This window comes from Novosphingobium pokkalii, from assembly GCF_014652855.1.
GTDB classification, from domain to species: domain Bacteria; phylum Pseudomonadota; class Alphaproteobacteria; order Sphingomonadales; family Sphingomonadaceae; genus Novosphingobium; species Novosphingobium pokkalii.
On sequence record NZ_BMZP01000002.1, the window covers coordinates 292,543 to 310,408 of the forward strand.

Annotated in this window: 16 protein-coding genes; 8 read left to right on the forward strand and 8 right to left on the reverse strand. The window is 68.4% G+C overall.

Translation table 11 applies throughout. The features are described from left to right. Positions 1 to 48 precede the first annotated feature (48 nt). The 3 genes from IE191_RS03330 (at position 49) to IE191_RS03340 (ending at position 3,121) form a co-directional block, all read left to right on the forward strand. The gene (locus IE191_RS03330) at positions 49 to 1,056 is read left to right on the forward strand and encodes a ligase-associated DNA damage response exonuclease (RefSeq protein ID WP_191322919.1); all 1,008 of its coding nucleotides are present in this window, start codon (positions 49 to 51) and stop codon (positions 1,054 to 1,056) included. Continuing rightward, positions 1,056 to 2,651, forward strand: coding sequence for a cisplatin damage response ATP-dependent DNA ligase (locus IE191_RS03335; RefSeq protein WP_191322920.1), 1,596 nt, complete (start codon positions 1,056 to 1,058; stop codon positions 2,649 to 2,651). The genes IE191_RS03330 and IE191_RS03335 overlap by 1 nt, the downstream gene beginning before the upstream one ends. 68 nt (positions 2,652 to 2,719) lie before the next feature. Beyond that, on the forward strand, positions 2,720 to 3,121 hold the full coding sequence (locus IE191_RS03340; RefSeq protein ID WP_191322921.1) for a group II truncated hemoglobin: 402 nt from the start codon (positions 2,720 to 2,722) through the stop codon (positions 3,119 to 3,121). A 70-nt stretch (positions 3,122 to 3,191) separates the two neighbouring features. Here IE191_RS03340 and ctrA read toward each other — a convergent pair whose 3' ends face one another. From ctrA to lptB, 4 genes are all read right to left on the reverse strand, one after another. Then, positions 3,192 to 3,893 carry a response regulator transcription factor CtrA gene (gene ctrA / locus IE191_RS03345; protein ID WP_110764144.1) on the reverse strand — a complete coding sequence of 234 codons (702 nt, stop codon included), beginning with the start codon at positions 3,891 to 3,893 and terminating at the stop codon, positions 3,192 to 3,194. Between the two features lie 316 nt (positions 3,894 to 4,209). Further along, the gene (locus IE191_RS03350) at positions 4,210 to 5,328 is read right to left on the reverse strand and encodes a tetratricopeptide repeat protein (protein WP_229815075.1); all 1,119 of its coding nucleotides are present in this window, start codon (positions 5,326 to 5,328) and stop codon (positions 4,210 to 4,212) included. Positions 5,329 to 5,439: 111 nt separating this feature from the next. After that, a complete protein-coding gene (rpoN, locus tag IE191_RS03355) occupies positions 5,440 to 6,969 on the reverse strand; it encodes an RNA polymerase factor sigma-54 (protein WP_191322922.1) in 1,530 nt (509 codons plus the stop codon). A 51-nt stretch (positions 6,970 to 7,020) separates the two neighbouring features. Then, entirely contained in the window at positions 7,021 to 7,770 is a 750-nt protein-coding gene (gene lptB / locus IE191_RS03360) for an LPS export ABC transporter ATP-binding protein (protein ID WP_191323000.1), read from the reverse strand. Between the two features lie 196 nt (positions 7,771 to 7,966). On the opposite strand from lptB, the gene IE191_RS03365 reads away from it, so the two are divergent. After that, the gene (locus IE191_RS03365; protein ID WP_191322923.1) at positions 7,967 to 8,356 is read left to right on the forward strand and encodes a hypothetical protein; all 390 of its coding nucleotides are present in this window, start codon (positions 7,967 to 7,969) and stop codon (positions 8,354 to 8,356) included. Positions 8,357 to 8,433: 77 nt separating this feature from the next. Next, the gene (locus IE191_RS03370; protein ID WP_191322924.1) at positions 8,434 to 9,780 is read left to right on the forward strand and encodes a TldD/PmbA family protein; all 1,347 of its coding nucleotides are present in this window, start codon (positions 8,434 to 8,436) and stop codon (positions 9,778 to 9,780) included. A 14-nt stretch (positions 9,781 to 9,794) separates the two neighbouring features. Here the strand turns inward: IE191_RS03370 and IE191_RS03375 are convergent, their stop codons facing one another. Further along, entirely contained in the window at positions 9,795 to 11,105 is a 1,311-nt protein-coding gene (locus IE191_RS03375; RefSeq protein WP_229815076.1) for an NAD(P)/FAD-dependent oxidoreductase, read from the reverse strand. Positions 11,106 to 11,207: 102 nt separating this feature from the next. Here IE191_RS03375 and trmB point away from each other — a divergent pair, with 102 nt between their 5' ends. The 3 genes from trmB to IE191_RS03390 all read left to right on the forward strand — a co-directional run bounded on the left by trmB (position 11,208) and on the right by IE191_RS03390 (position 13,150). After that, positions 11,208 to 11,921, forward strand: a complete 714-nt coding sequence (gene trmB, locus IE191_RS03380; RefSeq protein ID WP_191322925.1) for a tRNA (guanine(46)-N(7))-methyltransferase TrmB — start codon at positions 11,208 to 11,210, stop codon at positions 11,919 to 11,921. A gap of 42 nt (positions 11,922 to 11,963) precedes the next feature. Continuing rightward, positions 11,964 to 12,470, forward strand: coding sequence for a DUF2306 domain-containing protein (locus IE191_RS03385; RefSeq protein WP_191322926.1), 507 nt, complete (start codon positions 11,964 to 11,966; stop codon positions 12,468 to 12,470). 149 nt (positions 12,471 to 12,619) lie between these two features. Then, positions 12,620 to 13,150: a hypothetical protein gene (locus IE191_RS03390; protein WP_191322927.1), complete on the forward strand. Its 531-nt coding sequence runs from the start codon at positions 12,620 to 12,622 to the stop codon at positions 13,148 to 13,150. Here IE191_RS03390 and IE191_RS03395 read toward each other — a convergent pair. From IE191_RS03395 to ggt, 3 genes are all read right to left on the reverse strand, one after another. Next, positions 13,114 to 14,043, reverse strand: coding sequence for an EamA family transporter (locus IE191_RS03395; RefSeq protein ID WP_191322928.1), 930 nt, complete (start codon positions 14,041 to 14,043; stop codon positions 13,114 to 13,116). The two genes, IE191_RS03390 and IE191_RS03395, sit on opposite strands and share 37 nt — an antisense overlap. A 49-nt stretch (positions 14,044 to 14,092) precedes the next feature. After that, positions 14,093 to 15,874, reverse strand: a complete 1,782-nt coding sequence (locus tag IE191_RS03400; protein WP_191323002.1) for an AMP-dependent synthetase/ligase — start codon at positions 15,872 to 15,874, stop codon at positions 14,093 to 14,095. Positions 15,875 to 16,082: 208 nt separating this feature from the next. Further along, positions 16,083 to 17,858, reverse strand: a complete 1,776-nt coding sequence (gene ggt / locus IE191_RS03405; RefSeq protein ID WP_229815077.1) for a gamma-glutamyltransferase — start codon at positions 17,856 to 17,858, stop codon at positions 16,083 to 16,085. Between the last annotated feature and the right edge of the window lie 8 nt (positions 17,859 to 17,866).

Here is a 17,866-nt window from a genome sequence, read left to right on the forward strand (position 1 = left end):
CAAGGCGCATCTGGAACCGGCAGCGGCCCCGGCCCATTGTGGTGGGGTATGGCCCTCGATCTTTCCTGGATTCGCCCCGAGCCCAAGGGCCTCTATCTCCCGCCCGCCGATGCCTGGATCGATCCCGCCCATGCCGTGGCGCAGGCGCTGGTCACCCATGGCCATTCCGACCACGCGCGTGGCGGCCATGGCCAGACCATCGCCACCGGGGCCACGCTGGCGATCATGGGCTTGCGCTATGGCGTGATGCCCGAAGGGGCGCGGGTGGTCGATTATGGGCAGAGCGTGGACCTGGCCGGAGGCATCCGCGCCACGTTCGTGCCGGCGGGCCATGTGCTGGGCTCGGCGCAGATCCTGCTGGAGCGCGACGGCCAGCGCGTGGTGGTGACGGGCGATTATAAGCGGCGGCCCGATCCCACCTGCGCGCCGTTTCAGCCCGTGCGCTGCGACGTGTTCATCACCGAGGCGACATTCGGCCTGCCGGTTTTTCGCCATCCGCCGATCGCGGAGGAAATCGCCCGGCTGCTGGCTACGCTGGCCGCCCATCCCGAACGCTGCGTGCTGGTGGGCGCCTATGCCCTGGGCAAGGCGCAGCGCCTGATCGCCGAACTGCGCCGCGCCGGGCATCACGCGCCGATCTTCCTCCATGGCGCGATGGAGCGGATGTGCGGCCTCTATCGCGAATGGGGCATCGATCTGGGCGAGCTGCGCCCGGCGGCCGGCGTGGCCAAGGGTGAGATCGCCGGGCATATCGTGGTCTGCCCGCCGTCTGCGCTCAATGACCGCTGGAGCCGTCGCCTGCCCGATCCGATCACCGCCATGGCCTCTGGCTGGATGCGGGTGCGCCAGCGCGCCAGGCAACGCAATGTCGAACTGCCGCTGGTGATTTCCGACCATGCCGATTGGGACGAACTGACCGCGACGATTGCCGAGGTCGATCCGGCCGAAACCTGGATCACCCATGGCCGCGAGGAAGCGCTGCTGCGCTGGTGCGCGCTGCATCAGCGGCCGGCGCGCGCCCTGGCCATGGTCGGCTATGAAGACGAGGACGACTGATGGAGCGTTTTGCCGCCCTGGTCGATGGCCTGGTCTATACCCGCTCGCGCAATGGCAAGCTGGCGCTGCTGGCTGACTATCTGCGCACCACGCCCGATCCCGATCGCGGCTGGGCCCTGGCGGCCCTGACCGACGGGCTGGACTTTCCGGCGGTGAAAGCCGGCACGGTGCGCGCCCTGCTGGACGAGCGGGTGGACGAGGTGCTGTGGCGCCTCTCGCGCGATTACGTGGGCGATACGGCGGAAACCGCGAGCCTGCTCTGGCCCGAGCCGGCCGCTCCACAGGCGCCGGCGCCGAGCGTGACCGAAGCGGTGGAAGTCTTGGCCGGGGCGACGCGCGCCACGGCAGGACAGCGCCTGGCCGACCTGCTCGATCGGCTCGATGCCAATGGCCGCTATGCCCTGCTCAAGCTGGCGACCGGGGCGATGCGCATCGGCCTGTCGGCGCGGCTGGCCAAGGTCGCCTTTGCCCAGGCCTTTGGCGTGGATGTGGAGCAGGTGGAAGAGCTGTGGCACGGCCAGGTGCCGCCCTACACCGCTCTGTTCGCCTGGGCCGCCGACGGCGCCCCGCCGCCCGATGCGCAGAGCCTGCCGCTGTTCCGTCCGTTCATGCTGGCCCAGCCGCTGGAAGAGACGGTGGTGGACTTGGCTGAGTTTGCCGCCGAGTGGAAATGGGACGGCATCCGCGTGCAACTGGTCCATGTGAACGGCCAGAGCCGGCTCTATTCGCGCGGTGGGGACGATATCTCGGCCAGCTTCCCGGAAATGACCGGCGCGCTGCACGTGCCCGCCGTGCTCGATGGGGAGCTGCTGGTGCGGGGTAGCCACCAGGGCGGCAAGGCGGGCGGCGCGGCCAGCTTCAATGCGCTGCAACAGCGGCTGGGGCGCAAGAGTGTGAGCAAGGCGATGCTGGCGGATTACCCCGCCTTCGTGCGGCTCTATGACGTGCTGCTGCTGGAAGGGGAGGACTTGCGCCCGCTGGGGTGGGAGGCTCGGCGCGCGCGGCTGGAAGCGCTGGTGCCCCGGCTCGATCCCGCGCGGTTCGACATTTCCCCGGTGATCGCGGCGGAAACGCTGGACGACCTGGCCGAAATCCGGGCCCGCGCGCGCGACGATGCGATCGAGGGCGTCATGCTCAAGCGTCGCGATGCGCCCTATGTCTCGGGGCGGCGCGCGGGGCTGTGGTACAAGTGGAAGCGCGATCCGCTGCTGATCGATTGCGTGCTGATGTATGCCCAGCGCGGCAGCGGCAAGCGATCCTCGTTCTATTCCGATTTCACGTTCGGTTGCTGGGATGGCGATCCCGATGCCGGGGCGGAGCTGCTGCCCGTGGGCAAGGCCTATTTCGGCTTTACCGACGAGGAGCTGAAATGGCTCGATCGCCATGTGCGGCAGCACACCGTCAACCGCTTTGGCCCGGTGCGCGAGGTGGATCGCTCGCTGGTGCTGGAAGTGGCCTTCGATTCGGTCCACGCCAGCAAGCGCCACAAGTCGGGCCTCGCCATGCGCTTTCCGCGCATCCATCGCATCCGCGCCGACAAGCCGGCGCACGAGGCAGACCGGTTGGAAACCCTGCGTGCGATGGTGGCCGATTGATGGCGATCAATGTGGCTGGGCGAGGAGGCGGGTAGCGGCAAGCTTCCCGCTTCCTGTGTGAAAGGCCCATGATGGCAGCCTCTGCCGAAACCGAGCTGACCCCGTTCGAGCGCCTGGGCGGCCACGCCACTCTGCGCGCGATTACCGACCGCTTCTATGATCTGATGGAGCAGGATCCGGCCTATGCCGCGCTGCGGGCGATGCATGCGGCCGATCTGGCGCCGATGCGCGCCTCGCTGCCCAGCTTCCTGGCCGGCTGGTGCGGCGGCCCGCGCGACTGGTGGCAGGACAATCCGGCCAAGTGCATGGTTTCGCTGCACAGCCCCTTTGCGATCGACCGTGATACCGCCGGGCAGTGGGCCGAGGCGATGCGCCGTGCGATTGCCGATGTGGCCCCGGCCGACGTCGACGTGGCGCAGGCGATGGGCGACGTGCTCGAACGCATGGCGCTGGGGATGGCGCGGCGATAGGAAAACCAACGCAAAACGGCCCGTCGTGGGAACGGGCCGCTTCGGGATTGTTCGCGAAGGAAAGGGCGGATCAGGCCGCTTCGATGGCGGACATATCATCGGGATCGCGCAGCACATAGCCGCGGCCCCAGACCGTTTCGATGTAGTTCTCGCCGCCGCAGGCATGGGCCAGCTTCTTGCGCAGCTTGCAGATGAACACGTCGATGATCTTGAGTTCGGGTTCGTCCATCCCGCCATAGAGATGGTTGAGGAACATTTCCTTGGTCAGCGTGGTGCCCTTGCGCAGCGAGAGCAGCTCCAGCATCGCGTATTCCTTGCCGGTCAGGTGCACGCGGGCCGCGTCCACTTCCACGGTCTTGGCATCGAGATTGACCGAAAGCTTGCCGGTGCGGATGACCGACTGCGAATGGCCCTTGGACCGGCGCACCACGGCGTGGATGCGGGCGATCAGTTCCTCGCGATGGAACGGCTTGGTCACATAGTCGTCGGCACCGAAGCCGAACGAGCGGACCTTGGAATCCATTTCGGAAATGCCCGAGAGGATCAGCACCGGCGTCTGCACCTTGGCCACGCGCAGCTTCTTGAGCACGTCATAGCCGTGCATGTCGGGCAGGTTCAGGTCGAGCAGGATGATGTCGTAATCATAGAGCTTGCCGAGATCGAGGCCTTCCTCCCCCAGGTCGGTGGAGTAGACGTTGAAACCTTCGGCCGTCAGCATCAGTTCGATGGCCTTGGCCGTTGCCGGCTCGTCCTCGATCAGCAGCACGCGCATGGATCAGCCCCTTCTTGCCATTCCCCTGGCACAGCCCCCCATCGAGGCGCATGCCTTTCATTAACCATAGGACCAATGAACATGAAAGGTTAATTTAACGTAAGCACAGGTCCTGTATCGGCTGGCATTAACCAGCGACTAGCGCGGGTAAACGCCGTTTTCTTCGCACTCGCACAAACGTTGACCGCACGTTTCGCCAAGGCCGATCGCGGTACTGTCTGCTTTGCCCAATCGTAAGTCCACAGGGTTAACGATTTTTTCCATTCGCTATCGGGAAAAGCGCCGATTCCGGAGCGAAATCGACGCCATTTTCGCTTCAATCGATCGAGATGCCCAAACGGGCGGCTGCATCGCGCAGCTTCTGCGCCTGCGCGGGCTGATCGCGAAACGCGGCCAGGCCCTTGGCCAGCGCCTTGGCCGCGTCGTCGCGCCGGTCCTGCTGGACCCTGCTGCGAATCAACAGGATCCAGCCGTCGACATTGCCGGGATTGCGCGCCAGCCGCGCTTCCAGGCCATCGACCATGCCGCGCGCCATGGCATCGCGCGCGCCGCTGCCTGCCGGTGTGCCCGACACGATCTTGAGTTCGGCTTTGGCCGGGCCGGGCAGCGCGCCCTTCTTGTGGTCCTTTTCCTTCTTCTTGTCCTTGTCGGTCTTGGCCGGCTTGGGCAGGCGGGCCTGGGCGTCGGCAATCGCCAGGCGCTTTTCCACTTCGATGTGATGGCGCTTGCCCACGCTGCGGATCACGCTGCGAATATCGCTGGCATAGGGGGCATCGGGCGGGGTTTCGCTCAGTTGCGCGAACCAGGCGCGCAGCGCGCGGCGGTGCTGCCCGGCCAGATCGAGCGACAGCGCCTTGAAATAGCGGGCGCGCGCGTTCTTGGGGTCGCGCGCCAGGGCATGGTCGAACGCCAGGCGCGCGGCACGCGGCATCTGGCCTTCGCGGCGCGAGGCCATGACCAGCGCCTCGCCCAGGAACGAAAAGGTTTCGGCATGGTCGGCGTCGAGCCAGGTGGCGTGGCGCAGCGCCCGCGCCGCTTCCTTGTAGCGTTCGTTCTGGAAATAGGCCCAGCCCAGCATGCGCCAGCCCTGGACGTCATCCGGATCCTCCTTCAGCCGCTGCTCCATCCGCGCGATCGTATCATCGACCACGGGCGAAGGTTCGGGCCGGGGCGTGGGATCGGGCGCCGCCGCAGCCGAAGCACTGGTGGCAGGCGCGCTGGCCTCGTCCACCGGTGCGCCGCTGTCGAGCACCACGGGTGTGACTTCCGGGCGCGCGGGCTGGGATGCCGCCTCGGCCAGTTCGGCGGGACGTTCCAGGCGATAGATGCCGATGCCGCCGCCGATGATCGCGGCCACGGTCACCAGGCCGACGGCCACACCGCGCCACACCGGCATCGGTGTGCCAGCGGGGGGAGTCTCGTCGGCTTCGTTCATTCCATATTCCCTCATGCCGGACCCAAGCCGGTCCATGCCCTGCCGCCTTATCCCGTGGCGCGTCGCCCGGTCAACGCAGCGCCGCGCCCGCAGAAAGACTCTCGCCGGGGTTCAGCGCACACCGGCCAGGGCCTTTTGCCGACGCCGCTGCACCGAGCTGCCCAGCCCGATCGCCTCGCGATACTTGGCCACGGTGCGCCGCGCCAGATCGAACCCGCGCGCTTTGAGCAGATCGACCAGCGCATCGTCGGACAGGATCGCCTTGGGTTCTTCGGCATCGATCAACTGGCGGATCGCGGCTTTCACCGCTTCGGCCGAAACTCCTTCGCCATCGGTGCCGGCAACGCCCGAGGTGAAGAAGTACTTCAGCTCGAACGTGCCGCGCCGGCAGTGGAGATACTTGTTGGAGGTGACGCGGCTGATCGTGCTTTCGTGCATTTCGACCGCCTCGGCCACGGTGCGCAGGGTCAGCGGGCGCAAGTGCGAGACGCCATGGCGAAAGAACCCGTCCTGCTGCTTGACGATCTCGGCCGCCACTTTGAGAATGGTTTTCTGCCGCTGGTCCAGCGCCTTGACCAGCCAGTTGGCATCGGCAAGCCGTTCCCCCAGCCAGGCGCGCGCCGCCTTGCCCACGCAGGCGCGGCGCATTTCCACATAATAGCTGCGGTTGACCAGCACGCGGGGCAGGGTGGCCGGATTGAGCGCGATGGCCCAGCCGCCATCGGGCGCGGCGCTGACCAGGATATCGGGCGTGATCGCCTCAGCCGGGCCGCTGCCAAAGCGCAGGCCCGGCTTGGGATCATAGCCGCGCAGCTCGGCCAGCATGTCGGCAAAGTCTTCCTCGTCCACCCCGCACAGGCGGCGCAGCCGGGCCAGTTCGCCGCGCCCGAGCAGGTCGAGATTGTCGAGCAGGCGCGCCATCAGCGGGTCATAGCGATCCGCCTCGCGCGCCTGGAGCGCCAGGCATTCGCCCAGGCTGCGCGCGCCTACGCCGGTGGGGTCGAGCGTCTGGACCAGCGCCAGGGCCTGTTCCACGCTGGCCAGCGGCAGGCCCAGTGTCTCGGCCACTTCGGGCAGGGTCATGCGCAAATAGCCGGTCTCGTCGAGCTGGTCGATCAGCCAGCGGGCAACGAACAGCGCCTGGGGATCGCGCGTGGTCGCCCCGATCTGCGCGTGGAGATGCTCGGCAAGCGACGCCGCGCCGGCGCCGCGCTCGTCGATATCGGGGCCTTCACCGCTGCCACCGCCGCTTTCGCTGCCGATGCTGCCCGCCTCGCGCAAGCCCGGCGTGGCGGCATCGGCCAGCGCGGCGGCGCCGTCGCCTGTGTCGCGGTCCAAGTCCAGCGCGGCGGGATCGATGTCCAGCGGGCGGTCTTCGGCGGCGCGACCTTCGCCCACCAACTGGTCCACCGGGCTCGATTCGAGGTGGGTGCGGCGCCCTTCGTCGACCGGCGCTTCCTCGCCGGGGCCGCCAGGCGCGGTCTCGCCCATTTCCAGCAGCGGGTTGGCGTCCAGCGCCTCGCCGATGAACGTCTCCACCTCCAGGTTCGACAGCGCCAGCAGCTTGATCGCCTGCTGGAGCTGCGGCGTCATCACCAGCGATTGCGACTGGCGGATATCGAGGCGGGGACCAAGAGCCATGGCGGCGGTATCAGCCGCCTATGGTAAAGAGACGGCAAAAGGCGCCGTGTTTCACAGCGTGAAGCCCTCGCCCAGATAGAGCCGGCGCACGTTGGGATCGGCTACCAGGGCTTCCGGGCTGCCGGCAAACAGCACCTGCCCGCCATAGATGATGCAGGCGCGATCGACGATATCGAGCGTTTCGCGCACGTTGTGGTCGGTGATCAGCACGCCGATGCCGCGCTTCTTGAGATCTTTGACCAGGTCGCGGATATCGCTGATCGACAGCGGGTCGATCCCGGCGAAGGGTTCGTCGAGCAGGATGATCGACGGGCGCGCGGCGAGGGCGCGGGCGATTTCGCAACGGCGGCGCTCCCCGCCCGAGAGCGCCATGGCCGGGCTGGCGCGCAGCCGCGTCAGGCCGAATTCGTCGAGCAGGCGGTCCAGCTCGGCGGCGCGAGTCGCCTTGTCCGGTTCTACCAGTTCGAGCACGGTGGCGATGTTCTGCTCCACCGTCATGCCGCGAAAGATCGAGGTTTCCTGCGGCAGATAGCCCAGCCCCAGCACGGAGCGGCGATACATCGGCAGCTTGGTGATATCCACGCCATCGAGCAGGATGCGCCCGGAATCCGGCCGCACCAGCCCCATGATCGAATAGAAGCAGGTGGTCTTGCCCGCGCCGTTGGGGCCGAGCAGGCCGAGCACTTCACCCTTGCCCACCGACAGCGAGATGTCGGTCAGCACCGCCCGCTTGTCATAGGACTTGGCGATGGACACCACTTCCAACCCTCCCTGCGGGATCGGAACGGCAGCGCCGCCCATGGTGGTGGTGGTGGTGGCGGGGTCAGACGCAAGCGCGGGGGAAGAGCCAGTCATGCCCTGCTCATAGCCCGGTCCGCCGCCGGGGCAAACCCCATCGCGGCGGGATTGGCGCGATTGGTGCATGGCCGCGACAAAACTTGCGCACCGGGCGGGTGCATGGTCTTATGTGTTCCGAACGTTGCACCGGAGGGGGATCATGACCAGGCCGTTCACCGCCATGCAGGACTCCGCAGGCGACCGCACCCTGCGGCTGGAGGCTGCGCACAAGCAGATCAGCAACGCGGTGGCCTTTGGCCTGATGGTGTATACCGCCTTACAGATCTTCCTGACGATGCGCGCGCTGGAAGAACTGGACAACACGCTGCTGCCGATAATGGCGCTGGTCGTGCTGGTGGGGGCGATCATCCCGCTCTATCGCCGCCTGGAAAAGCGCTGGGACGCCACTGCTGCCATTCTGGCCGACGATCCGCCGGCCCTGTCGGCCGCGCTGACGCGCACGCGCCTGACGATCTGGGCGATCTCGATCGGCCTGCCCTTGCTGGTCACCGTGGCGATCAAGGGGTTGGTCGTGCTCATCGCTCGCTGATTGCCGCAGCGCATTGCAACGGCTAGGTGCTGCCTACCCCGGCCAAGCGCGGCCGGGCTTAGTGGAGTGCGCCGCCGATGTTGACCCCCGCCCAGGCCCAGGAACGCTGCCAGGCCTTGATCGAACGCGCGCAGCGCGCGGGGGCACAGGCCGGCGATGCGGTCTACCTGGCGAGCAGCGCGGAAAGCGTCAGCGTGCGGCTTGGCGCGCTGGAAGACGTCGAACGTTCCGAATCCGAGCATATCGGCCTGCGCGTGTTCGTCGAGGGTGCCTCCGCCTCGATCGGATCGACCGACCTGGCCGATGCCGCGCTGGATGAACTGGCCAGCCGCGCCGTGGCCATGGCGCGGGCGGCCCCGGCCGATCGCTTTGCCGGCCTGGCCGATGCCGCCCTGCTGGCGCGGGCGCCTTACCCCGATCTCGATCTCGATGATCCGGCCGAGCCTGCCCCGCAAGACCTGCGCCGCCTGGCCGAGGAAGCCGAGGATGCGGCGCGCGCGGTGGCGGGGGTGACCAACAGCGAAGGCGGCAGTGCCAGCAGCGGGCGCGGCGTGGTGGCGCTGGCCACCAGCCATGGCTTTGCCGGCGCCTATGCCGCCAGCAGCCATTCGGTTTCGGCCAGCGTGATCGCCGGCGAAGGTGGCGCCTTGCAGCGCGACTATGCCTGGGCCAGCACGCGCTTTGCCGCCGATCTGCCCAATGCGGCGCAGATCGGGCGTGAGGCGGGCGAGCGCGCCGTGGCGCGGCTCGACCCCGGCCGGGTGAAAAGCGGCATGATGCCGGTGGTGTTCGATCCGCGCGTGGGTTCCTCGCTTGTCGGCCACCTGCTCGGCGCGATTGCGGGATCGGCGATTGCCCGCCGCGCCAGCTTCCTGCTGGACAAGGACGGCGCGCAGATATTCGATTCCGGGGTGACGATCACCGACGATCCGCTGCGCCGGCGCGGCCTGCGGTCGCGCCCGTTCGATGGCGAAGGCCTGCCCACTGCTGCGCGCAAGCTGGTCGATGCCGGGCGCCTCACCGGCTGGCTGATGGACAGCGCCGCCGCGCGCCAGCTTGGCGCCACGCCCACCGGCCATGCCTCGCGCGGGGGATCGGGCGCACCGCACGTGACGGCGGGCAACGTGGTGATCGAACCCGGCACGCTCAGCCGCGCCGAACTGATCGCCGACATTGCCGATGGCGTCTATGTCACCGAATTGATCGGCCATGGCGTCAACGGCGTGACCGGGGACTATAGCCGTGGGGCCGCCGGCTTCCGCATCGTCAACGGCGAAATCGCCGGCCCGATCGCCGAATTCACCGTGGCGGGCAACCTGCTGGACATGTTCGCGGCGATGATCCCGGCCAGCGATCTCAAGATCGAGCGCGGCATCGACGTGCCCACGCTGCGCATCGACGGCATGAGCGTGGCCGGCGACTGACGCGGGCTGTCCGTCTATCGCAGGTTTTCCAGCAGCCTGTACCAGTGCATCCCCAGCACCAGCAGCGGGTTGCCCAGCCGGTCTCCCAGCGGCAGGCGCACCGGCTTGAGCGCGGCGAAGACGTCGAACCGTTCCATCGTGCCGGAAATGGCTTCGGCCATGACTTCGGCCACGACATGGCTGGTGGCGACGCCATGGCCGGAATAGCCCTGGGCAACCCACACGTTGTCGGCCAGCTTGCCCAGTTGCGGCGCGCGGTTGATCACGATGCCCATGGCGCAGGACCAGGCATGGTCGATCTTCACGCCTTTCAGGCGCGGGAACGTTGCCTCGATCGCCGGGCGCAACTCGTCGGCAAAGGAGCGGGATTCGCGGCCGGAATAGTTGGCGCCGCCGCCGAACAGCAGCCGCCCGTCGGCCGTGAGGCGGTAGTAATCGAGCACGAAGCGGCAGTCATAGACCGCAAGATCGTGCGGGTTGATTGCCTTGGCCACATCGCCTAGCGGCGCCGTGGTGACGATGCCGCCCACGGCCGGAAAGATCAGGCCTGACAGCCGCCTGCGCTCCAGCTTGTGATAGACGTCCCCGGCGATCATCACCTGGGCGGCGGTGACGCGCCCATGTGCGGTCACCACCTGGGGGCGCGAGCCGTGGACGATGTCCAGCACCGCCGATCCCTCGAAGATCCGCACGCCCAGCCGCTCGGCGGCCTTGGCCTCGCCCAGGCAGAGCTTGAGCGGATGGAGGTGCATGTTGCGGGTGTTGAGCAGCCCGCCGCAGTAGAGCGGGCTTTCCAGGTGATCACGCACGCCGGCGGCATCGAGCAGCACGAGATCGTCCCCCATGCCGCGCGCGCAGCCTTGCGCAAAGGTTTCTTCCAGTTCGGCCATGTGCGCCGGCTTCATCGCGGCGTGGATGTGCCCGCGCTTGAGGTCACAGGCGATGCCGTGGCGCGCCACGCGCGCGGCAATCACGTCCTGCCCGTGCCAGCGCAGCCACCAGATGAAATCGTCCAGCTCCGCGCCCAGGCGGCTTTTCCATTGCTTGCGCAATTCGCCTTCGCCCGAAAGGCTGCCGGTCACCTGGCCGCCGTTGCGCCCGCTTTGCCCCCAGCCGACGCGGTTGGCTTCCACCAGCACCACGGAATGGCCGCGCTCGGCCAGCTCCAGCGCGGTGTTCACGCCGGTGAAGCCGCCGCCGATCACCACCACGTCGGCACTGTGATCACCTTCCAGCACGGGCCAGGCGATATCATCGTCCAGGCTGGCGGAATAATAGGTGTGCGGGCGCGGGATCGACGCGAAGCGGGGCGAGGGTGTGGCCATGGCGGCGATCATTGCCAAGATCGATCACAGATCAAGCGAAACCGTGCGGTTTTTGCAGCGGGCATTGACCGGCGCGCGCGCCCCTGCCATCGGCTGCGCCCCATGACGGCATACAAATCCGGCGATCCGACCACGCTCAACCGACTCTATGGCCGCGCCAAGGGCAAGCCCCTGCGCCAGGGCCAGCAGGCGCTTGTCGATACCCTGCTGCCGCGCATCGCGGTGCCGGCGGAAGGGCCGGTGACGGCACAGGCGCTGTTCGGCCACGATTGCCCGCTGCATTTCGAGATCGGCTTTGGCGGCGGCGAGCACATGGCCTATCGCGCCGATCTGCTGCCTGACCACGGCTTCATCGGCGCCGAGCCGTTCCTCAATGGCGTGGCCCAGGCCCTGACCCATGTGGATGGCGACAACGGCGCGCATCCGCCGCTGGGCAACGTGCGCATCCACCACGGCGATGCGCTGGAAGTGCTGGAGCGCGTGCCCGATGGCGCGCTGTCGTTCCTCTACCTGCTCCATCCCGATCCCTGGCCCAAGGCGCGCCATGCCAAGCGCCGGATGATGAACGACGGGCCGGTGGACCTGTTCGCGCGCAAGCTGAAGCCGGGCGGCGAGTTCCGCTTTGGCACCGACCACCCGATCTACCTGCGCCACGCGCTGATGGTCATGCGCCGCCACACCGACCAGTTCCGCTGGCTGGCGCAAGGGCCGCAGGATTTCCAGCAGCGCCCCAGCGGCTGGCCCGAAACCCGCTATGCCGCCAAGGCGCGCGCCCAGGGCCATGAAATCTGGTACTTCCGCTATACGCGAAACTGATCCACAGGTTGGCCCTGTAACGGATGGTTGCAGGGGACAGTGATGGGGATTGACGGATTGCAGGACCGGGCCGCGCTGGTGCGGCCAGCACCGATCGATCGGGTGCTCTCGGCCGGCGCGGTGATCCTGTTCACGGCCGCCGTGGCGGCGATCCTGCGCGGGCAGGCGCAGTGGACGGCGGTGCCGGCGCTGATCTGGCTGCACCTGGCCACGATCCTGCTGGCCACCGCGCTGACCCCGGTGATGCTGCTGGGCCGGCGTGGTGACCGGCGGCATCGCACGCTGGGCACGGTGTGGGTGGTGGCGATGCTGGCCACGGCGGCCATCTCGCTGTTCATCCACGTGTCCGGGCCGGGGCGCTTTTCGGTGATCCACCTGCTGTCGGTCTATACCCTGGTCCAGGTGCCGATCCTGTGGCGGGCGGCGCGGCAGCACAACGTGGCGCGTCATCGCCGCGCGGTGCATGGCATGGTGATCGGCGCGCTGCTGGTCGCCGGCTTCTTCACGTTTCCGTTTCACCGCCTGCTGGGATCGTGGCTGCTGGGCTGATCGGGCGGGGTTGGTGCACGGCGGCATAACCCGGGGGGCGGTGGCCCTGCGCAGGGAAGGATTAATGCCGGGGTAACCAGACCGGCGTAGCGTGTCTTGGTCGGCAGGTGACACCGCAAAGGCGCGGGCCAGCCGCATCGGAGTGCGCCATGTCCCACAGCCAGACCGCGACCCAGTTGCTCAACGAACTGCGCGAGTTTGCCAGTTTTCCTGCCGCGACCCAGCGCTATATCCGGCGCAGCCTGGACATCGGGCTGGGCCGGCGCGATGCGTTCCAGGTCTGGGCGCGCACGGCGGCCGAAACCGCGGCGATCCGCACGCAATACGTGGTCTATCAGGATCTCAAGCTGCTGCGCACGATGCTGCCCGATGGCCCGGCGGCCGATGGCATGGAGCGTTTCATGGGCGCGCTGATCCGCGTGACCGCGTTCGATCTGGGGCAGGACCGGCTGGACGGCTTTTCCGCCTATCGCTTTCTCTACGAGCGGCTTCTCGCTGCCGACGCGCGGCCCTGGCTGCCGGCGGCGTTCTGCGGGGCGGCGGCGCTGCCGCAGATCCGCCCGTTGCGCCGCAAGGACCTGCTGCAATCGATCAGCGAGGCAGCGGCCACGGCGCCCGGCTGGTCCACCCGCGCGCCCACGTTCTATCCCGATTTCGTGCCGCTGGAAGAAGCGGCCTGACGCGGCGCCGGCCGGGCGCTGGTGGCCGCCGTGCCGGCGCAGGCCAGCACGATCAGGCCGATTGCCAGGCATTGGTCGGGCGTCAGGCGCTCGCCCAGCAGCGCCCAGCCGGTGAGCGCGGCCACGGCGGGCGCGGCGCTGAGCAGCATGCCGAAGAGCGACGCGGACAGGCGGCGCATCGCTCCGATTTCCAGCCCATAGGGCAGCGCGCTCGACAGCACGGCAATGGCCAGGCCCATGCCCAGCGCCTGGGGCGAGGCCAGCGCCGGAGAGCCGGTCAGCACGAGCAGCGGCGGCACCACGATCACGGCGGCCACGACCATGCCCCAGGCCACGGCATCGGTGCCCAGCGCCGCCGCCACCCGCCGCCCGGCAACGATATAGCTGGCCCAGCACACCGCCGCACCGCCGGCGAGCAGCAGCCCGCGCGGATCAAGCGTTTGCCCGGCCAGAACCTTCTCGGCCAGAACTTTCTCGGGATGCCATGGCAGCAGCAGCGCCAGGCCGGAAACCGCGCAGGCCAGCCACAGGAAATCGCGCGGCCGGCGCGAGGCGGCAAGCACAATGGCCAGTGGCCCCATCACTTCCACGCCCACCGCAATGCCGATGGGGATATGGGCAAACGCCTGATAGATCAGCACGTTCATGATGCCCAGGATCGCGCCATAGCCGGCAAGGGCAGCCCACAGCGCGCGCGGCACCGGCCGATGCCACGGACGCCGCCAGGCCATCAGCACCAAGGCCGCCAGCGCCACGCGCAACAGCGTGGTGCCCCCCGCGCCGACCAGCGGGAACAACTGCTTGGCAAAGGCGGCGCCGAGATTGCCCGAGACCTGGCCGGCCAGCGTGGCGGCAATGCCAAGGATGGTGGCGCGGGAGGAGCGATCGGGCATGCGCTTGTCTTAGCGAACGCGCGCCCGCTCGCCAGCCTTATCCCATGCGTCAGCTCTTGTAGAGCGCGTCGAGCCGCGCGCCGTAGCGTTCGCGAATCTTGTGGCGGCGGATTTTCAGCGAGGGGGTCAATTCCTCGTTGGCAATGGCAAAGGGCTCGTCGGCCAGGGTAAACTGGCGGACTTTCTCGATCACCGAAAGATCGCGGTTCACCCGGTCCACCGCTTCGCGCACCGCGCTGCGGAACGCGGGGAGATCGGCCAGGCGCGCCAGATCGTGCGGCGCGTCGTTGTCCACCGACCACTGCATCGCCCATTCCGCATCGGGCACGATCAGCCCCACGACATAGGGCCGCTTGTCGCCAGAGACCATGGCCTGGGCGATTTCGGGCTGGAGCGTGAGCATGCCCTCGATCTTTTGCGGAGAGACATTGTCGCCCTTGTCGTTGACGATCATGTCTTTCTTGCGATCGGTGATCTTGATGCGGCCCTGGCTGTCGATATGGCCGATGTCGCCGGTGTGCAGCCAGCCGTCCTGGATGGCGCGCGCGGTTTCGGCATCGTTGTGCCAATAGCCGTGCATGACCAGCTCGCCACGCACCAGGATTTCGCCATCGGGCGCGATCTGGACGTCCACACCGGCCAGCGGCGGGCCGACCGTGTCCATGCGGATGCCGGCGGCGGGGCGGTTGCAGGCGATCACCGGGCCGGCTTCGGTCTGGCCATAGCCTTGCAGCATGGTCAGGCCCATGGCTTCGAAAAACAGACCCACTTCGGGATTGAGCGGCGCGCCGCCCGAGACCAGCGCCTTGATGCGCCCGCCAAACCGCGCGCGCACCTTGGGCCGCAGCGTGCGTTCGATCAGCAGGTTGAGCGGCCTGTCGATCAGGCGCAGGTGCCCGGTCTGCTCCTGGTGCGCGGCAATCGCCAGGGCGCGGTCCATCAGCCAGTTGGCCAGGCGGCCCTGCTTCTCGATCTGCTTGATGATCCGCGCGCGCAGCACTTCGAACAGGCGCGGCACCACGACCATGATCGTGGGGCGCACCTCCTCGATATTGCTGGCCAGCTTTTCCAGGCCTTCGGCATAGGCGATGCGCGCGCCCACGCCGATCGGCAGCCATTGCCCGCCGGTGTGTTCATAGGCGTGGGACAGCGGCAGGAACGAGAGGAACTGGTCGTCCCCCAGATGGAAATCCTCCGCCAGGATTGTCGCCGCGCCGGCCACATTGGCCAGGATCGCGCCATGGTGCTGGCGCACCCCGCGCGGGGCACCGCCGGTGCCGCTGGTATAGATGATGCAGGCCAGGTCTTCGCGGCGGATCGTGCCGAGCCGCTCGGCCACGGCGGCACGGGCGGCCTCCGCATCGCCTTGCACCAAGGCGTCCCAGTCGTGGAAATGCAGCGTGCCGGCCTGTTGCTGGCGCAGCGGCTCCATGCCGATCACGTGCTCGGCGCAAGAGGCGGTGAGCGCGGCGGCGAGCAGCGGCTGGGCCAGCTTGGCATTGGAGACGATGATCGCCCGCGCGCCGGAATTTTCCAGGATGTGCAGGTGATCGCGCGCGGTGTTGGTGGTGTAGGTGGGCACCGTCACCAGCCCGGCGGCCATGATCGCGATATCGGCGATGCACCATTCCGGGCGGTTTTCCGACACCAGCATGACCCGGTCGCCGGGATTGAGACCCAATCCGCGCAGCGCCTGGGCCAGCAGGCAAACCTGATCGGCCACGGCGCGCCAGGATTGCGCCACCCAGGCGCCCTCGCGCTTGGCGGAAAGGAACGGCGCCTCTCCCTGCTCTGCGGCACGGGCCAGAAACAGGCTGACCAGATTGGGCATTTCCGCCAGTTGCGCCACGGCGGCGATGGCTTTGTTCTCCGCTACGGAGGTCTTAGGCACGGACACGCAAACTCTCCCACCTGGCCCGCGCCGGGGCCAGTTCCCAAAACGGATAGCTAGGCCGGGTGTTCCGCTACGGCAAGCGTGGTTTGGGCGATGTCACCCGGCCGCCAAAGGTGGCCGGGTTGGCACTTGGTCGACGCCCTATTTACTCCGCGATGGCGGCACCTTCGCTGCGCGGATCGGCGGCGCCCTGCCAGCGATTGCCCACGCGCTCGATCGCGTTGGCTTTCAGCGGCATCTTGCAGGCCTGGGTCTGGGTGTGGCCCATGGCGATCAGCGTGGGGATCATCGTTTCCAGGCGGCTGCCCTGTTCCACGCAGACGCGGTCACCCGGGGCAAACAGCACGGGCAGGGCCAGCGCTTGTTGCGCGGTCAGGTGCCAGTCGAGCACGCCGATCAGCGCGCGGATCACCTGCGCGGGAATCGTTGCGCCGCCGGCCGCACCGACCACCAGGCGGATCTGGCCATCCGGGCCATAGACCACGGTGGGCGACATCGAGCTGCGCGGCCGCTTGCCGCCTTCCACGCGGTTGGCCGTGAGCTGGCCATCGCGCATCGGATCGAGGTTGAAGTCGGTCAACTCGTTGTTGAGGAAATAGCCGTTGGCCATCAGGCCCGAACCGAACGCGCTTTCCACCGTCGAGGTATAGCTGGCGGCATTGCCCCAGCGATCGACCACGACGAAGTGCGACGTGCCATGCTCGGGCTGTGGCCGGGCCGGGGCCAGCGCGGTCTTGACCCCGGCGGGCACCCCGGCGGTAACGCGGGGCAGCGCGGTCTGCGCGGAAATGAGCTGCGAACGCTGCGCCAGATAGGCCGGATCGACCAGGCCGGCGACCGGAACCCGCACGAAATCGGGATCGGCCAGGTACTGGTCGCGATCGGCATAGGCCAGCCGCTCGCTTTCGGCGAGGAGATGCCAGGCGACCGGACTGTCGGGACCGAGCGCGGACAGGTCGAAGCGTTCGAGCTGGCCCAGCGTGGCGAGCACGGTGGTGGCGCCCGACGAGGGCGGCCCCATCGAGCAGATGCGATACTGGCGATAGCGCCCGCAGACCGGCGGGCGCGGCACGGCCTTGAACGCGGCAAGGTCGGCCGTGGTCATCGGTGCGGGATTGACCGGGGCGGTGCCGACCTTCGTGGCGATCGCCTGGGCATTGGCGCCGCTGTAGAACCAGTCAGCGCCCTTGCTGGCCAGCGCTTCGAGCGTATCGGCCAGCGCCGGGTTGCGCACTACCGTGCCCACCGGCAGCGGCTGGCCATCGGCGCCATAGAACAGGGCGCGGCCGGCGGGATCGAGCCCGGCGATTTCGGGATTGTCGGCCAGGGCATGATAGAGGCGCGGAGTGATGGCAAAGCCGTCGCGCGCCAGCTTGATTGCCGGGGCGAACAGCAGGTGCCACGCCAGCTTGCCATGTTCGGCATGGGCCAGCGCGGCCAGGCGCAGCGAGCCGGGCACGCCCACGCTGCGCCCGCCGGGCCGCGCCTGGGGAAAGGCCATGGCCTGGCCGTCCTTGAAGAACCACTGCGGCGTGGCGGCGGCCGGTGCCTTTTCGCGGCCGTCGATGGTGTCCACCTGGCCGGCTGCATCGGCCATGACCAGGAAACCGCCCCCGCCGATGCCCGAGCTTTGCGGTTCCACCACGGTCAAGGCCAGCATCGTGGCCAGCGCGGCATCGGTGGCCGAGCCGCCCTGGCGCAGCATCTGCGCCCCGGCATCGGCGGCGCGGGGATCGGCGGCGGAAACCAGGCCCTGGCGGCCGACATCGGCGCCGTCGGTGCGGCCGGGCGCGAGCGCGGCGGCCGGCGCTGCGCCCGTCGCGGGCGGGCTGGCCGGCATTGTCTGGCAGGCGGCGAGGGCCAGGGTGGCAAGAACCGCCAGAGGGGCGGTGGCAAACGGGGGGAGGCGGCGCAAAGTCATGGTGCCAT